Source organism: Streptomyces sp. NPDC001507 (assembly GCF_042894765.1).
Taxonomy (GTDB): domain Bacteria; phylum Actinomycetota; class Actinomycetes; order Streptomycetales; family Streptomycetaceae; genus Streptomyces.
Map to the genome: position 1 here is coordinate 1,150,881 of NZ_JBIAVV010000001.1, position 16,430 is coordinate 1,167,310.

The window sequence follows — 16,430 nt, forward strand, 5'->3', positions numbered from 1 at the left end:
CCGGCACCGCCCGCCGCGCCCGACTACAGCTCAAGCAGGGCCTGCTCGACGGCCTCCGTCAGAGCCGGGTGGATGTACATGACGTCGCGCCCGATCCGGTCCACCGTCAGTCCCAGGGACATGGCCTGGATGAGGGGCTGGATGAGCGTGGCGGCCTGGGGCCCGATGATGTGTGCGCCCAGGAGCATGCGGTCGGCCGGGCTCGCGAGGAGTTTCACGAAACTGGTGGTGTCCTCAAGGGCCCATCCGTAGGCGGTGTCGGCGTAGTCGCGGACGCTCACCAGGCAGTCGATGCCGCGCCGCCGCGCCTCCTGTTCCGTGAGGCCGACACCGGCGATCTGCGGGTGGGTGAACACCGCGTGCGGTGCCACCGCGTTCGGCAGCGTCCGCACGTCCTGCGGATGGAGGATGTTGTGCCGTACCACCCGCGATTCGGCGTTCGCCACGTGCTTGAGCTGGAAGTGGTTCACCACGTCGCCGAGTGCCCACACCCCGGGCACGGACGTGCGGTAGGCGCCGTCGCTGACGATGTGGCCGTGCTCGTCCAGCTCCAGCCCGCCGTCGACGGCCCGCAGCCGGTCGGTGTTGGGCCTGCGGCCGACGGCCACCAGCAGCATGTCGGCCTCGACGGCGTGCTCACCGTCCGGACCCGCCACCCGCGCCACCACACCCTCCCCCTTCGGTGCGACGGAGACGGCCTCGGAACCGAGCAGCACACGGTGCCGCTGCGCGGCGAGTTCGGTGAAGCGCCGCGACACCTGTTCGTCCTCCCCCATGAGCAGGCGCGGCCCGCGCTGCACGATGGTGATGGCCACGCCGAACGAAGTGAACACGTGGCCGAACTCGGCCGCGATGAAGCCGCCGCCGAGCACCAGCATGGAGGCGGGCAGGTCGTCGATCCGCATGATCGTGTCCGAGGTGTGGAAGGGCACGGTGTCGAGCCCCGGGATGTCCGGCACCACCGGCCGTGACCCGACGGCGACGACGAAGGTCTCGGCGGTGATCCGCTCCGCCCCGACCTCCAGCACCTTCGGGGCCACGAAGCGGGCCGCCTCGGTGAACACGTCCACGCCCCGGCTCCTGCGGTAGTCCACGGCGCTCTGGTGCAGCGGGTCGATGCGGTCGAACACGCGGTCCCGGACGGACTTCCAGTCGACGTGCGAGACACTCGCGTGGACACCGAGGCGCCGCGCCTCCCGCGCTCCTTCGGCGGCGTCCGCGGTGACGACGAACATCTTGCTCGGAATGCACCCCCGGTTCAGGCACGTGCCGCCGAAACGGTCCGGCTCGACGATGGCGATCCGCAGCTGGTCGAACTCCTCGGACAGCAGCATGTTGCCGCTGCCCGCCCCCAGGATGACGAGGTCGTAGTGCCGCATGTCTTCCACCCTCCGTCGGCGGGACACCGGCCTTGCGGTGTGCGGCTGTGGGAAGACGGTCCCACGGATCACAATTCTGTTCGCATGTGCCGCTTTCCACCACTGCCGGACATGGGCGCCGCCTCAGTCCGCGGAACCGCCGTCGACCGGGATGCCCAACCGGTGGGCCACGGCGGTCAGGGCCGGCCCGAGGGGGAGCGCGACCCGGGTGCGGGCGAGCGGGTCGCCCCGGGTCGGGTCCTGGTTGACGATCAGCACCGGCTTTCCCTCCTGATGCGCCTGGCGGACGAACCGGAGTCCGGACATCACCGTCAGCGAGGAGCCCAGGACCAGCAGCGAGGACGCGTCACGGACCAGCCGCCGGCAGTGCTCGACACGCTGCGGCGGAACCGCCTCGCCGAAGAACACCACGTCCGGTTTGAGGACGCCGCCGCAGTGGGCGCAGGGCACGACGCGGAAATCCCCGACCTGCGCGTCGGTGAGGTCGGCGTCACCGTCCGGGTTGATCCCGGCGGCCACCGGGTCGAAGCCCGGGTTCTCGGCCTCCAGCCGCCGGGCGAGTTCGCCGCGCGGGCTGAAGACGCCGCAGGAGAGGCAGACGACCCGGTCCAGGCTGCCGTGGAGTTCCACCACACCCTCGCTGCCGGCGGCCTGGTGCAGGCCGTCCACGTTCTGGGTGATCACACCCGAGACACGGGCGTGCCGCGCGTAGGCGGCCACGGCCCGGTGCCCGGCGTTGGGGACGGCGCGGCCGAAGGTGCGCCAGCCGAGGTGGCTGCGCGCCCAGTAGCGGCGCCGCGCGTGGGCGCTGCCGGTGAAGTCCTGGTAGGTCATCGGGGTGTGCCGAGTCAGGCTCCCGCCCTTGCCCCGGTAGTCCGGGATGCCTGACTCCGTGGAGAGGCCCGCGCCGCTGAGCACCAGCACACCGCCGGTGCTCAGCGCGTGGACGACCGGTTCCAGGTCGGTGGTGCCCGGCGGCAGATCCGCGGCAGGGGTCCAGCTCAGGGTGGGGCGCATGCGCATGCCGCCAGGGTACGGAGTCGGCCGGCGCCCGACGGCCCGCTCCGGCCCGGAATCCTGCGAGGGCAGGCCACCAGGCCGTCCCCCGGACCACCGCGGCATCGGGACAGCGCCGGCGGGCGACGGCCCAGCTCCCGCGCAGCGCGGCCGTCGGCGGGCTTCAGCCGGCTGGTCCGACCCGTCCAGGTCCTCTCCGGCGGCGAGCCGGCCCCCTTCCGCGACGAGGGGGCGCCTGGGCGCGGGCAGCACCAGCGCACGGCCGTCCCGAGCGGCGGAGACGACCCCGGTCACATGCAGAGCCGTCACCGCTCGCCCCCCCCGCGGCCGGCACGAACCAGCCGGGCGAGGCCGCGGCCGGCCACGCGCTCGCCCACCTGCTGGTCGCCTCCCAAGGACCGCCGGTGCAGGTCCCGGCCGGTCTGACCGCGGACGTGTTCCGTCGCGCCCTCGACGCCCTGCCGCCCGCAGTCCCCCCGGAGCGGCGCGCCGTCCTGGCGGGGCCAGGACGGGCCGCCTCTGACGCGGGCGCCGACATCCTCCTCGTAGCGGTCCATTCCCGGACGGGCAGGACCTGGACCCCCCGCCGGTCCGGCCGCGTCGGCATACCCGGTTCCCCTGCCACTGGGGGTGTGGCTGTGGCTGGCCTCTCCCCAGCCGTAGGCCGTACCCAACCCACCGGTCCCCGCGTGGCCCGGCTGCCGGCCGTGCGCAGCCCGTGGCTGCGCGCCGTCTTCGGCAACCCCACGCGGGGTCCCTGGGCCGATTTCCCCCAGCCGCCCGGGATCTGCTGTCCTGCTGTCCGGTGGAGACCGGAGCTCCGGCGGTCCGCGGACGTCGAGAACGTGTCGCCGGCTCCGTCCCAGGGACGACAGCGGCTGCCCGGCCGCATGCGGAGAGGGAGAGACCAGCATGGCGATTCAGCGGATGGACAACGTCGGCATCGTCGTCGAGGACATGGACGCCGCCATCGCGTTCTTCGTGGAGCTCGGCATGGAGCTGGAGGGCAGGGCGGAGGTCCAGGGCCGCTTCGCCGACCAGTGCACCGGACTCGACGGCGTCCGCTGCGACATCGCGATGGTCCGGACCCCGGACGGTCTCAGCCGGCTCGAACTGGCGAAGTACCGCAGCCCCGCGGCGATCAGCGCCGGGCCGCGCAACCGGCCGCACAACATTCTGGGCACGCACCGCGTCATGTTCGCCGTCGACGACATCGAGGACACCGTCGCCCGGCTGCGACCGCACGGCGCCGAACTGGTCGGCGAGATCGCCCGGTTCGAGGACAGCTTCCTGCTCTGCTACCTCCGCGGCCCGGAGGGCATCATCGTCGGACTGGCCGAGCAGCTGCGCTGAGAAGGAGGAACCGGCCCGTGCAAGGCGGCCTGCTTCACCGGCCTTTCATCAATGTCTGCTGATGAGCCAGAAGCAGGTGCCGGCTCCCAGCCCGAACACGAGGTGTGCGCTCAGGTCGTCGGCCAATGTCTTGGGGCTGTATTTCCAGACCTGCTGGTAGAGCCCCGCCTGCGGCAGGACCACGTACGCACTGGCACACACAGCCGCACCGAAGGGAAGGCCGAGCAACGGGTTCGGGCGCCGGACCGACCCGGCGACGATCCCGTACAGCGCACCCCAGGCCGAGCCGTAGGACCAGTGCGTCGCGGTGCTCAGGAGCCACGCCCACCGGTCAGGGACCTCGCGCTGGGTGAACCCCTCCAGCAGCCGCTTCGCCACCTTGCCCGGATCCGGGGCCTCTTCCCAGTCTTCCACCGGCGCGAACTCCCAGTCCTTGGGACTGTCGGCGCCTCCTGTGCGGCGGTATCGCAGATAGCGCGTGGCATCCATGCACACCGTCCCGGCCACGCCGGCGAGGACGCCGTCGACGACGGCGGCCAGCGGCGTGAGAGGCCGTCGTCGTGGACGTCCTGCTGTCATGATGCCCATCACGTCAACCACCTCGGGCAACTGCCGGTGCCTGGGTTCGCGCTGTCGCCCCCCGCCTTCCAGGAAGTACAGAATCCCACCGGTCACCTTCGCCCGCACCCCAGGAACGCACCGCCGCGGCGCCCGGACCGACCGGATCGCCGGTACCGCCTGGTCGGGTGGCGTGCGGGGCGTGGCGGTCCAGGGTGGTTGGTATCCGGCGGTGCCGTCGCCGGGGGCCGGGCTCCTCGACGTCGTCGTGCCGCCCGCGCGCGTGGAAGTATGACACCACGCGGCACCCGCGGCCGGTCCGGCCGGCGCGATCGCCGAGGGCCCGTGGCCGGTACCGGGATCTGCTGCCCCGGCCGGTCGTACCGGTGGGGAGGCGCTTTCCGGCATGTGTGACGATCACGGGCACCCGGCGGCCGAGGCGGCCTGGTCGGCGCCTCGCGTCGCGGAGGGACCGGCTGTCGACCCGGTGACGCTGCCGGAGGTCGACGAGGTCACGGTCACGACGATGGTCGACAACACCTTCGACGCCCTGCTGGCCTCTGCCGAAGGCGTCACCCGGGCGCCGGTCGGTACCGGGCGGACCGCCGCACCGCAGTTCGCCGACGGCGAGACCGTCGCCGGGCTGCGTGCCGAGCACGGCTTCTCCGCCCTGGTCACCGTCCGCACCGGCAACGCGAGCAGCACGCTGCTGTTCGACACCGGCGCGTCCCCGGACGCGCTGGCGGTGAACGCCGAACGACTTGGCATCGATGTCGGCGGCCTGCAGGGCGTCGTGCTCAGCCACGGGCACTTCGACCACGCGGGCGGCTTCGACGGCCTGGCCCGGTTGCGCGGGCGCTCCGGTCTGCCGCTGACCCTCCATCCCGCGGTCTGGACCCGCCGGCGCCTGGAACTGCCCACAGGCGAACGCCTGGAGATGCCCACGCTGTCACGGGCTGCCCTGGAGCGCGAGGGGTTCGAGGTCATCGAGCGACGGCAGCCGTCGCTGCTGGCCGGCGGCGTCCTGATCACCGGCGAGGTGGACCGCGTCACCGAGTTCGAGCACGGCATGCCGCGGGCCCACCAGGCCTGGGACGGGAGCGGCTGGCGGCACGACCCCCTGGTCATCGACGACCAGGCACTCGTCATCAACGTGCGCGGCCGGGGACTTGTCGTCGTCACGGGGTGCGGTCACGCCGGAGTGGTCAACATCGTCCGGCACGCCATGAGGCTGACCGGCGTCGGCAGACTGCTGGCCCTCATCGGCGGCTTCCACCTGAGCGGGCCCGCCTTCGAGCCGGTCATCGGCCCGACGGTGGCCGCGCTCACCGAACTCGCGCCCGAGCTGATCGTCCCCGGTCACTGCACCGGGTGGCGCGCCCAGCACACCCTCGCCGCAGCCCTTCCCGGCGCATGGGTGCAGACCAGCGTCGGCACCACGTACACACTCAAGGCCCCACAGACGGGCGCCGCCTGATCCCAGTTCAGCAGCGCCGCCGGCTCTCGGCTCTGCGGAGACGGGCTCTCCACCCTGCGGAGAACCGTGAGACGTGCGCACACCGAGACGGCCGGCCCCGCACATGCCGACGTCAGAGGTCGTCCAAGCTGGCGGGGCCCGCGACACACTTCCCCGTCTTGTCCACCACGTAGATGATGTCCCGGGTGCCGACTTCGCCGGCCGCCTTGGCGGGCTTGGGGTCGATGACCGGGCAGGCCGATTCCGCTCCTCGGACGACCACCTTGTACGTCACGGGCCATGCGCGTTCTTCGGTCCACCCGAAGTAGCTGCCCGCCACGACCCCGAGACCGCGCTTTCCGCATTCCGGACAGCCGAATACATGAGTGTCCCAGGCAGAGTTGTTGACCAACCGCACCGGGAGTCCTTCATCATCACTCGAACCACCGCAGCCCGTAACGAAGACGGCGGTGATGCCCAGTGCCGCCAGGAGTGCGACGCGCGGTCGTCTCACACTCCGGCGGGGCGCGGTGCTGTGGCTGCCTGGTCTCAAGGGTCTCATGCTCGGACTTCCCCCCATGATCACGGATCGTGGCTGGATCATCGCAGGTCACAGGGTGATGAGCAACGGTCCGGGGACCGCCTGCTGCTTCCGTTGCCGACGAGGAGGGAATCGCTGATCGGCGCCCTCTGGGCCTAGCCCGCCCGGCAGCGCCGCGAGAAGCGTGAGCGTGGTCCGCGGAACGACGTCGTGCGCAAGTAATCGACAATCTCTTGCAGGAATCCTACTTGGGCATGGAAAGAAGTGTCCGTTGTCTTGTCCGGCTGTCTTGTCGCGCCCTAATGTCCCGGTACGCAGCGGCACGGTCCCTTCCCGTCGCGCCGCCGCGCACCGAGCTGCCCTCGGTGACCTCCGCTCCTAGAGAAACGAGAACCCGATGGCGCGGTACACCCAGCACGTGACTTCGGAGCGGCTGAGAGGCCGTGCGCGAAGACCGGTTCGGACCCTGGTGGCGCTGACCGCGGTCACCGCCGGACTCGTGCTCGGCCTCGGCGCTCCGGCCCCGGCGGCGTCGGGGCACGCCGGTGGTGAGGGCTCCCCGGTGGTCACCCGGGCCGGGCTCGATCCCGCCCTCGTCGCGGGGCGGGGCGCCGCGGTGGACTTCGACGAACAGGAGGCGGAGAACGCGGTGACGGACGGCACCGTCATCGGCCCCGACCGCACCGCCTACACGCTGCCTTCGGAGGCATCCGGCCGCACGGCGGTGCGCCTGAAGCCGGGCCAGTACGTCGAGTTCACCCTGCCCCGCGCGGCCAACGCCCTCACCGTGCGGTACAGCATCCCCGACGCTCCCGCAGGCGGCGGCATCACCGCACCCCTCGACGTCTCCGTGGACGGCCGCCACCGCACCACGATGACCCTCACCTCGCAGTACTCCTGGCTCTACAACCAGTACCCGTTCAGCAACGACCCCCAGGGCGACCTGCTGCACCCCGACTGGTGGATCACCGAATGCGGTTGCGTGCCCGCCGCCACCACCCCGGCGCCCACCATCGACAAGCCGTTCAGGCCGAGCCACTTCTACGACGAGCAGAGACTGCTGCTCGGCAAGCGGTACGCGGCCGGCGACACCGTCCGCCTCACCGCGCCCAGGAACAGCACGGCCGCCTGGACCGTCATCGACCTGCTCGACACACAACTCGTCGGCGCGCCCCACGTCGAGACACAGGCCGCGAACGTCGTCGCCTTCGGAGCCGACTCCACCGGCCGGCGTGACGCGGGCGACGCATTCGACCGGGCCATCGCCTACGCGAAGAAGCGGCACCTCAAGGTGTACCTGCCGCCGGGCACGTACCAGGTGAACCGTCACATCATCGTGGACGACGTGACGATCGTCGGGGCCGGCAGCTGGTACACGATCGTCAAGGGTCACCAGGTCACCCTCGATACCCCCGCCCCCGACGGCTCGGTCCACACCGGGGTGGGCTTCTACGGCAAGGACGCCGCGGACGGCGGCAGCCACGACGTCCACCTGTCGGGCTTCGCCGTCGAGGGCGACGTACGCGAACGTATCGACACCGACCAGGTCAACGCCATCGGCGGCGCGCTCAGCGACTCGACGATCGACGGCCTCTACCTCCACCACACCAAGGTCGGCATGTGGTTCGACGGCCCGATGACCCGTCTGCGCGTCACCCGCACCCAGATCGCCGACCAGATCGCCGACGGCCTCAACTTCCATACCGGCGTGACGGATTCGAGTGTCTCCGACACCTTCGTCCGCAACACCGGAGACGACGGTCTGGCCATGTGGTCGGAGAAGACCGGCGACGCACGCAACGTCTTCGCCCACAACACCGTGCAGACCCCGGTCCTCGCCAACGGCATCGCTCTGTACGGCGGCACGGACAACACGGTCACCGGCAACCTCATAGCCGACCCGATCAGAGAGGGCAGCGCCATCCAGGTCGGCTCCCGGTTCGGCGCGGAGCCGTTCACCGGCTATCTGAAGATCTCGGACAACACCACCGTCCGCTCAGGGCCGTTCGAGCTCAACTGGAAGATCGGCCTGGGAGCCATCTGGTTCTACGCCCTGGAACGGGACATCGACGCCGACATCCAGGTCACCGGCGACCACTTCCTCGACAACACCTACAACGCGATCATGCTGGTCTCCGACTTCCCGGTGAAGGACAAGTACGCCATCCGGGGCGTCCGCTTCAAGGACATCCGCGTGGACGGCACCGGCACCTCCGTCCTCAGCGCCCGCTCCGCCGGATCGGCGTCCTTCGAGAACGTGGACGCCCGCAACGTCGGCGCGGTCGGCATCAACAACTGCGGATCCTTCAACTTCCCTGCCTCCGGCTCCGAGTTCACGGTGAACGACCTCGGCGGCAACGACGGCGGCGGCACGACCGGCCCCTGGCTGGCGTCCTGGGAACTGCCGAACACCATCACCTGCGACGACCGGCCCACGGTGGTCCCGCCACCGGCCCCGGCACCCTGGTGAGGCGCGACGGATGAAGTAGCCACGCCGTCGCGGGACGACGGGCCGCCTCCACCGGTGAGAGGCGGCCCGGCAACGGCCGTACGCACAGGCAGACTTGACAGAGCAGGCCGAACAGATCCGGGACACGGACGATCAGATCCCGGGGCCGCCGGATCCTGGGAACGCGTCGGCGCCGGTGAGCAGGGCCGTGGCAGGGCCGGGATCCTTCCGCAGCCACGCCACGGTGTGTTCCCGGACCGCTTCCCGGACGCAGCGGCGTACCGCGGCCCCGCCCAGTGCGCCGTGGGTGGCGCCTTCGAACTCGGGGCGGTCGAGTTTCACCGAAACCACCGCCGTCAGGTGGGCGCCGATGCGGTCGGGGCCGACCGCGGGTGCTCCGGGCGCCGGCAGCCGCCGCTCCCGCGCGAAAGCGTTGACCGCGGCCGCCACCCCGTCGAGGAAGCCTGCGACATGGGTGCCGCCGTGCGGGGTGGGCGAGCTGTTGGCGAAGCTCCGGATGTGCCCTCCGGGTGCACTCGTCCACGTCATCGCCACCTCCACCGTCCCGGCCATCCGCGGGTCCTCCTTCTCGAAGCCGGTGATGTCCGGCGCGGCGGCGGCCGAGGTCCGGTCTGTCAGGAAGGCCACGAAGTCCCGCAGGCCGTCCGGGAACCGGCACCGCACGGACCGGGTCGTGCCGGTTCGGCGCCGGTCGGTGAGGGAGAGCTCGAGGTCCCGGTTGACGAAGGCGAGTTCCCGCAATCGCTCCGCCAGCGCGTCGAAGGAACACCGCGCCGTGCCGAACACCCCGGGGTCGGGCTGGAAGGTGATCGTGGTTCCGGTCCGGGTCGTCGGCCCGTGCGGTACGGGCGGCCCGACAGCCGCACCGCGCTCGTAGTCCTGGGCCCACCGGAGCCCCTCGCGCCGCACCTCGGCTCTCAGGTGTACGGACAGCGCGTTGGTCACGGCTGGACCGAGGGCGAAGCGGCTTGCGATCACGCTGTGCCGGTCGAAGGGGCTGCGGCCTCCGGTGTGCAGGAGGGTCAGCAGTGATTCGAGTCCGGTGCCGGGCTCACCCCCGGCGGCCTCGAAGGGATCCCCCGGCCCGTCGTCGGCGACCCGGACGCGGCCCTCGGGCAGCAGGACGACGTCGACGGTGCCGGCACGGCCGGCCGGCGCCTTCTCCAGAGCCCGGTCGACGAGCAGGTACACCACCTCGTGCAGCCCGCGTTCCCCGGTCGAGCCGACGTACATGCCGGGCCGCTTCCGAACGGCCTCCAGCCCCTCCAGCACCGTGATGTGGGAGGCGTCGTACCCGACGGCGTCCTCGCTCATGGAATCCCCCTGCGCAACGGTCCGGCAACAGGGCTCCAGCATACGGATTCCCCGAGGAAACACCAGGTCAGAGGCATGATGGCGAGGCCGGGAGCGGTTGCGTGGGAGCCCGTCGGGCGCGCGGTGTCCAAGGGGTCGGGCAGCGTCCCCGGGGTGCGCTCAGGGTGCCCTCGGAGCCGCCCGGCACCCCTTTTTCCGGTGCACCCGGGGCCACGGAAATCATCGGATCCGGCCGCCGCCAGACCGCGGCGGTCGGAACCGCGCTCCGTCCCCGGGTACGTGGCCTGGGTCACCCGGTGCCGCGTAGCCCCCGCGGACCGCCGCCCCCTCGATGGTCAACTGGACGTTCATTGCCGGGCGGCGCCAGGCTGCTGCCGCGCACGCGCCCGGAGTGCCACGGTCACCGAGGGTGGGCAACGGCTCAACGTCCGGTTCCGCCCCGGACGGCCGGCTCGCCGTGAAGGCCTACGGCCGTCCGGTCGCCGCCGGCCCTGATCGCCGAGGCCGCCACCCGGGCCGGAGCGCTGCGGGCCGCTCACCGCGGTCTGGGCCGACCGCCGTTCACCGGGACGGGCAGACCGTCGTCGTCTCCAGCATCCTCCTGGCCTCGCCGACCACCGATGGGTCCGTGACGAAGTGCGTGTCCTGGTCGGCCGCCGAACCGGAGGCGCCGAGCGGAACCCACGCGGCCCCGCGCCGGGATTCCGCGCGGCGCTTCGCCGACAGGTGGACGGCGGCCACCCCGGCGGCCGTCAACGCCGGTATGTCCGACGGCCGTACCCCGCCGCCCGCCATCACCTGCACACCGGGCGCGGCCTCGACCATGGCGGCCAGGCGCTCCAGCCCCTGTCCTGCGGCCGCGGCGCCGCCCGAGCTGAGCACCCGGGTGAGCCCAAGCGCGGGCAGCAGCGCCGCCGTGGCGACGGGGTCCACGGACACGTCGACCGCGCGGTGCAGCGTCACCTCGACGGGACGGCCCGCGTGCTGGGCCGCCGTGGCGAGGCGGGTGACGGCCGCGGTGTCGAGGGTGCCGTCGGCGGCGAGCGCGCCCACCACCACACCGGAGGCACCGGAGGCGATCACGGACCGCACCTCGGCGGCCATCAGCGCGATCTCCTCGGCGTCGTAGACGAAGTCGCCCGGCCGGCACCGGACCAGTACCTGGACCGGCAGGCCCACGGCGGCGACCGCCTCGACCAGGGCGGCCGACGGGGTCAGACCGCCCAGTTCCAGACCGGTGCAGAGTTCGACGCGATCGGCTCCCTGGTCCAGGGCGACGCGGGCGCCGGCCGGTGAGGTGACGGCGATCTCCAGTGCGGGCACGGCGGCCCCGTTCACTCGTCGTCCCCGGTGAGCGGCAGGTCGGAGGCCGGGATGATCCGGGCCGTCAGGTCCGGCGCAGGCATGTCGCGGTCGAAGGGGAACATCGGGCGGCGGATGCGGCGGTGGCCGAGGCGCACCAGATCCTGGTCGACACCGCCGGGGGTGAGGGCCATCTTCCAGCCGACCGACATGTCGAACAGCTCGGGCTCCAGGTAGCCGATCTTGACGATCACGATGTCGGCGGAGCGCGGGTCGAGGCCGAGGTCGGTGAAGTCGTGCTCGTGGTGGTACGGCTTGCGCAGCCTGGTGAGGATCGCGTGCACGCTGCCGACCCGGACGACGACCTCGGTCTCGGCGTCCCGGTCGCCGTGCCGTATCGCGTGCACCACGCCGGTCAGGGTGACGGGGCCCGCGTGCCGGTCGTCGACCTCGGCGCCGGCGGTGACGGTGACCGTGGCCCCGACGCCCGCGGCGACGGCGGCCTCGACGGCGGCGGGCCCGGGCACCGAGGCGTAGATGACGGTCGGCCCGTCCTCCTTCTGGAACTCGGGCCGCTCCAGCAGCCGGGTCAGCCCCCAGGTGACGTCACCGGCGCCGCCCGCCGTCGGGTTGTCGCCGGTGTCGCTGATGAAGTACGGCCGCCGGTCGGAGGCGAGGGCCTCGTCGAGGAGCTCGTCGTAGGTGCCGGTCGGGGCGACGAAGCCGAACTCGTCGCGGGCGTCCCAGAAGCCGCGGGCGAGGCGTTCGGCGCCGGCGGTGACCGCGGCCGTGTCCTCGCCGGTGACGACCACCACCGCACGGTTGCGGGGTTCGTCCGCCCACGCGTAGCCCACCCAGATCGCCGCGTCCGTCACTCCCGCGGTGGCCTCGACCTCGCCGACGGCCGCGTACACGCTCCTCGCGGGTTCGATCCGGGTGGAGGTCTGCTCGCCGGCCAGCAGCACGGGGACCGGCACCCACGCCTTGACCGGGCGGGGGCCGCCGGAGACCAGGAGGTCGACCAGGTTGCGCACGGCGCGTTCCTTGGTCTCCATGTGGTCCTCGTGCGGGGCCATCCGGTAGCAGGTGATCAGGTCGCTGCGGTGGGCGAGTTCACGGGAGACGTTGCCGTGCAGGTCCATCGAGGTGGAGACGGTCACGTCCGGGCCGACGGTGGCACGGATGCGCTCCAGCAGCACGGCCTCGGCGTCGTCGACGCCTTCCACGGTCATGGCGCCGTGGATGTCGTACCAGAGGCCGTCCAGCCGGGGGAGTGCGGCGAGGCGCTCGATCAGTTCGTCGGTGAGCGCCGTCCAGGCGGCGGCGGTGACGGTGCCGCCCGGCAGGGACTTGCCGACCAGCGCGCCGTGCCACTCGGCGGCCTCGCGCAGTTGCTCGCCCGGCGCGAGGAAGGGGTACCGGTCGAACACCTCGGCGCCGCGCGCGGGATGGAAGGCGGGTGCCTCGGTGCGGGCGGGGGAGAAGGTCGAGGACTCGATGCCGAGGCCGGCTATGGCGATGACGGGACGGGCGACGGCGGTGCGGGTGTGCGTCATGGCTCCTCGTGCGGGGTGGTGCGGAGGGGGCGGTGGTGCGGAGTGGGCGGTGCTGCGGGGTGGACGTCTCGGCGCGGGGTCAGCCCTTCCTCGGGGCTGCGACGGTGTGGAACCGGTTGGTGGCGTCGCCGCCGGCGTCGCCCAGGGCGCGGGCCAGGGCGCGCTGGAGGGCGAACAGCCCGACCCCGACGAGGCCGGCGTCGGCACCGAGGATGGCCCGCTCGATGGTGAGGTGCTCGGTGGCCAGCGGGTGGCAGCTCTCGTAGAGCTGGCTGCGCACCGCGGCGACGAACGGCTCCAGGGTGGAGAGGATGCCGCCGAGGTAGACGGCGTCCGGGTTGAAGAAGTTGACGTTGGCGGCGAGCACCCGGCCGAGGTGGTCGCCGGCCCGGCGGACGGCGCGGGTGGCCTCCGGGTCGGCGTCGGTGGCGAGTTGGACCACGTCCTCGGTGCTGGCCACGTCCACCCCGCGTTCGTGCAGGATGCGGACGAGCGCGGCGCCGGACGCCACGGTCTCCAGGCAGCCGGTGTTGCCGCAGGAGCAGGGGATGTCGGCGCCGCTCTCGATCCGGATGTGGGTGATGTCGCCGGCCGCCCCGGTCGCGCCCCGGTAGAGGTTCCCGTCGACGATGACGCCGGCGCCGATCGCGGTACCGATCTTGACCGTGATCGTCCGGCGGTGCTCGGCGGGCCGGACGCTCTGCTCGCCGACCGCCATGCAGTTGGCGTCGTTGTCGACGACGGCCGGGACGCCGAAGCGCTCCTCCAGCCAGGCGGCCACCGGGAAACGGTTCCAGCCGGGCATCCGGGACGGCAGGACGACGGCCCCGGCGGCCACGTCCACCGGTCCGGGCAGGGAGAGCCCGACGCCCCGGAGCCGGTCGCGCCCCCGCTGCTGGGCGAGGGACTCCAGGTGCTCGGCGAGCCTCGGCAGCGCCGCCTCGGGACCGTCCGCGATCTCGAAGGGCACGTTGGCGACGTCGCGGACGCCGTTGCCCGGCAGCACGACACCGATCCGGGCGTGCCGGCCGCCTACGTCCGCGGCCACGGCGTACTCGTCGGCGCTGCCGGCCCTGAGCACCCTGCGGGGGCGGCCCCCGGTCGAGGACTGGGTGCCCTCCTCCGCGATGAGCCCGCGCTCGACCAGCTCGGCCACCGTGAGGGAGATGGTGGAGGGAGCCGTGCCGAGGAGCTGCGCGAGTTCGGCGCGGGACGACGCCTGCCCCGACGCGACGAGTTCGAGGACCCGGGTGGCGAGGGCGGCGCCCTTCGGGTTCACGCCCTTGTTGCTCTTGCGGTCCCGTGCACTTATTTCGGTCATGTACGAAGTAACTTCCGCAGTAATGGGTGTGCCGGAGACAGTACGCCCGATCCGGCACATGGGGAACGGTTCCAGGGAGACGACCGCCAGCGCTGATGGACTGGCAATGCCCGCAAAACACCGTAAATGCAGCGCCAGTTGCCTCCGTGATAGCGGGCTCTGGCTTTTTTCGAAATCGCAGTAACTTAGTTGTTATTCATTCTTGTTTGTTTGTTCGACACGTCCGTCGTTGACTGTCGCCATACGCAGCGCCGACCCCGCGGCGCCGGTTTGGGTCCTCCCATGACGTTTGCGGGTCCTTCCACTCTGAGGAGAGCCATGTTCCTTGCTCCCACGGCCGCCGGCCGCCGCTGGGCCCTCGTCGCGGGTGCCGCCGTCCTCACCGGCGCGCTGGTCACCGGCTGTTCGGGCGGCGGCACCTCGTCGTCAGGCCCGGCGTCGTCGGACACGATCAACTACGCGCTCCCGGCGAACTTCACGCCGAACTGGATCCTCCCGATCGGCACCGCCGCGCACCTCAACACCAACAACTCCTCCATCTCCCAGGCCGTCTGGGAGCCGCTGATCGCGTACGACGGCTCCGCCGGCAAGGTCGGCTGGAACAAGGACAACTCGCTCGCCACCGACGCGCAGTTCGCCGCCGACGGCAAGAGCGTGACGATCACCCTCGGGCAGCGCCACTGGAGCGACGGCAAGCCGATCACCTCGCGCGACGTCGAGTTCTGGTTCAACCTCGTCAAGGCGAACAAGGCCGACTGGGCCAGCTACAGCCCGGGCAAGGCCCCGGACAACTGGACGTCCTTCAAGACGGTCGACGACACGCACTTCACGATCACCTTCGACAAGGCCTACAACCAGCAGTGGATGCTCGCCAACGAGCTGAGCATGATCCGCACGATCCCGCAGCACGCCTGGGACAAGACCAGCGACTCGGGCGCCGTCTCCGACCTCGACCGCACCGCCGCCGGCGCCAAGCAGGTCTGGACGTACCTCAACAACGCCGCCAAGAAGATGTCCGGCTACGCGACCGACCCACTGTGGAAGACGGTCAGCGGCCCGTACACCATCACGTCGTTCTCCACCGCGGGCAGGGTCGAACTCACCGCCAACGCCAAGTACGACGGCGGCGGCAAGGCCAACATCAAGAACGTCAACCTGCTGCCGTTCACCACCACCGAGGCCGAGGAGAACGCCCTGCGCGCCGGCACCGTCGACTACGGCTACATCAACGCCTCCGACCTGAACCAGGAAGCCTCCTTCAAGGCCAAGGGCTACTTGGTGAAGCCGTGGAGCGGCTGGGCGATCACCTACATGCCGTACAACTTCAACAACCCCGCCATGGGAGCGGTGTTCAAGCAGCTGTACGCCCGCCAGGCCATCCAGATGTCGGTCGACCAGACCACCCTCTCCAAGGTGGTCTTCAACGGCAGTGCCGTCTCCACCTACGGCCCGGTCCCGCAGGGCCAGGAGTCGTCCTTCGTCTCGGCCGACCAGAAGAACAACCCGTACCCCTTCGACACCACCAAGGCCAGGAAGCTGCTCACCGACCACGGTTGGACCGAGCAGGGCGGCACCATGGTGTGCAACGCCCCCGGCACCGGTGCGAACCAGTGCGGCGCGGGCGTCGACAAGGGCACCAAGTTCGAGATGCAGGTGCTGTCCCAGTCCGGCTCGACCGTGACCGACAACATGATGAGCGCGCTCCAGTCGTCGTTCGCGAAGACCGGCATCAAGTTCGGCATCAGGACCGCCCCGGTCAACTCCGTGCTGTCGCAGGCCGGTCAGTGCAAGCCCGGCGAGTCGAGCTGCTCGTGGCAGCTGTCCTTCTTCGGCACCGCGGGCAGCTGGTACTTCCCCGCCTACCCGAGCGGTGAATCGCTCTTCGCCACCGGCGGCGGCTCCAACTTCGGCAGCTACTCCAACCCCGCCGTCGACAAGCTGATCACCCAGACCACCACGTCCTCCTCGAACGAGGCGGTGCAGAACTACAGCGCCGCACTCGCCAAGGACCTCCCCGTGATCTGGCTGCCGGAGCCCGACTACCAGATCTCCGTGGTCCGCGACGGCCTCGGCGGCTTCGCCCAGGACTCGCTCGCCAACTTCCACCCCGCCATGTGGAAGTGGACCAAGTAGGCCCGGTCGGTGCCCGCGCGGGCCGACGGC

General features: G+C 71.5%; 12 protein-coding genes and 1 pseudogene. 5 read left to right on the top strand and 8 right to left on the bottom strand.

Annotated features, from left to right (window positions below):
* Positions 1–23 precede the first annotated feature (23 nt).
* Together ACFY0K_RS05120 and ACFY0K_RS05125 are read right to left on the bottom strand one after the other, a co-directional pair.
* Complete coding sequence (locus tag ACFY0K_RS05120; RefSeq protein WP_390638652.1) at positions 24–1,379, bottom strand: mycothione reductase; 1,356 nt, start codon at positions 1,377–1,379, stop codon at positions 24–26.
* A 123-nt stretch (positions 1,380–1,502) separates the two neighbouring features.
* Positions 1,503–2,402, bottom strand: coding sequence for an NAD-dependent protein deacetylase (locus ACFY0K_RS05125; RefSeq protein WP_388720517.1), 900 nt, complete (start codon positions 2,400–2,402; stop codon positions 1,503–1,505).
* Between the two features lie 341 nt (positions 2,403–2,743).
* Between ACFY0K_RS05125 and ACFY0K_RS05130 the strand changes: the two are divergent.
* Together ACFY0K_RS05130 and ACFY0K_RS05135 are read left to right on the top strand one after the other, a co-directional pair.
* Positions 2,744–3,050, top strand: a pseudogene (locus ACFY0K_RS05130) (hypothetical protein); the annotation flags it as partial.
* Positions 3,051–3,308: 258 nt separating this feature from the next.
* Entirely contained in the window at positions 3,309–3,749 is a 441-nt protein-coding gene (locus tag ACFY0K_RS05135; RefSeq protein ID WP_390638653.1) for a VOC family protein, read from the top strand.
* 48 nt (positions 3,750–3,797) lie between these two features.
* On the opposite strand, the gene ACFY0K_RS05140 is transcribed toward ACFY0K_RS05135, so the two are convergent.
* Complete coding sequence (locus ACFY0K_RS05140) at positions 3,798–4,424, bottom strand: hypothetical protein (protein ID WP_390638654.1); 627 nt, start codon at positions 4,422–4,424, stop codon at positions 3,798–3,800.
* A gap of 289 nt (positions 4,425–4,713) precedes the next feature.
* On the opposite strand from ACFY0K_RS05140, the gene ACFY0K_RS05145 reads away from it, so the two are divergent.
* Entirely contained in the window at positions 4,714–5,784 is a 1,071-nt protein-coding gene (locus ACFY0K_RS05145; protein ID WP_390638655.1) for an MBL fold metallo-hydrolase, read from the top strand.
* Between the two features lie 112 nt (positions 5,785–5,896).
* Here ACFY0K_RS05145 and ACFY0K_RS05150 read toward each other — a convergent pair whose 3' ends face one another.
* Positions 5,897–6,058 (bottom strand): hypothetical protein, encoded by a 162-nt coding sequence (locus ACFY0K_RS05150; protein WP_390638656.1) that lies wholly within the window; start codon positions 6,056–6,058, stop codon positions 5,897–5,899.
* Positions 6,059–6,701: 643 nt separating this feature from the next.
* On the opposite strand from ACFY0K_RS05150, the gene ACFY0K_RS05155 reads away from it, so the two are divergent.
* Complete coding sequence (locus ACFY0K_RS05155; RefSeq protein WP_390638657.1) at positions 6,702–8,774, top strand: glycosyl hydrolase family 28-related protein; 2,073 nt, start codon at positions 6,702–6,704, stop codon at positions 8,772–8,774.
* A gap of 132 nt (positions 8,775–8,906) precedes the next feature.
* Here the strand turns inward: ACFY0K_RS05155 and ACFY0K_RS05160 are convergent, their stop codons facing one another.
* The 4 genes from ACFY0K_RS05160 to ACFY0K_RS05175 form a co-directional block, all read right to left on the bottom strand.
* Positions 8,907–10,088, bottom strand: coding sequence for a DNA gyrase subunit B (locus ACFY0K_RS05160; protein ID WP_390638658.1), 1,182 nt, complete (start codon positions 10,086–10,088; stop codon positions 8,907–8,909).
* Positions 10,089–10,649: 561 nt separating this feature from the next.
* A complete protein-coding gene (locus tag ACFY0K_RS05165) occupies positions 10,650–11,411 on the bottom strand; it encodes a copper homeostasis protein CutC (RefSeq protein ID WP_390638659.1) in 762 nt (253 codons plus the stop codon).
* Positions 11,412–11,422: 11 nt separating this feature from the next.
* On the bottom strand, positions 11,423–12,946 hold the full coding sequence (locus ACFY0K_RS05170) for a M81 family metallopeptidase (RefSeq protein WP_390638660.1): 1,524 nt from the start codon (positions 12,944–12,946) through the stop codon (positions 11,423–11,425).
* A 79-nt stretch (positions 12,947–13,025) separates the two neighbouring features.
* Complete coding sequence (locus ACFY0K_RS05175) at positions 13,026–14,267, bottom strand: ROK family protein (RefSeq protein ID WP_390638661.1); 1,242 nt, start codon at positions 14,265–14,267, stop codon at positions 13,026–13,028.
* 318 nt (positions 14,268–14,585) lie between these two features.
* Here ACFY0K_RS05175 and ACFY0K_RS05180 point away from each other — a divergent pair, with 318 nt between their 5' ends.
* Complete coding sequence (locus tag ACFY0K_RS05180; RefSeq protein WP_390638662.1) at positions 14,586–16,400, top strand: peptide ABC transporter substrate-binding protein; 1,815 nt, start codon at positions 14,586–14,588, stop codon at positions 16,398–16,400.
* The last annotated feature ends 30 nt before the right edge of the window (positions 16,401–16,430 follow it).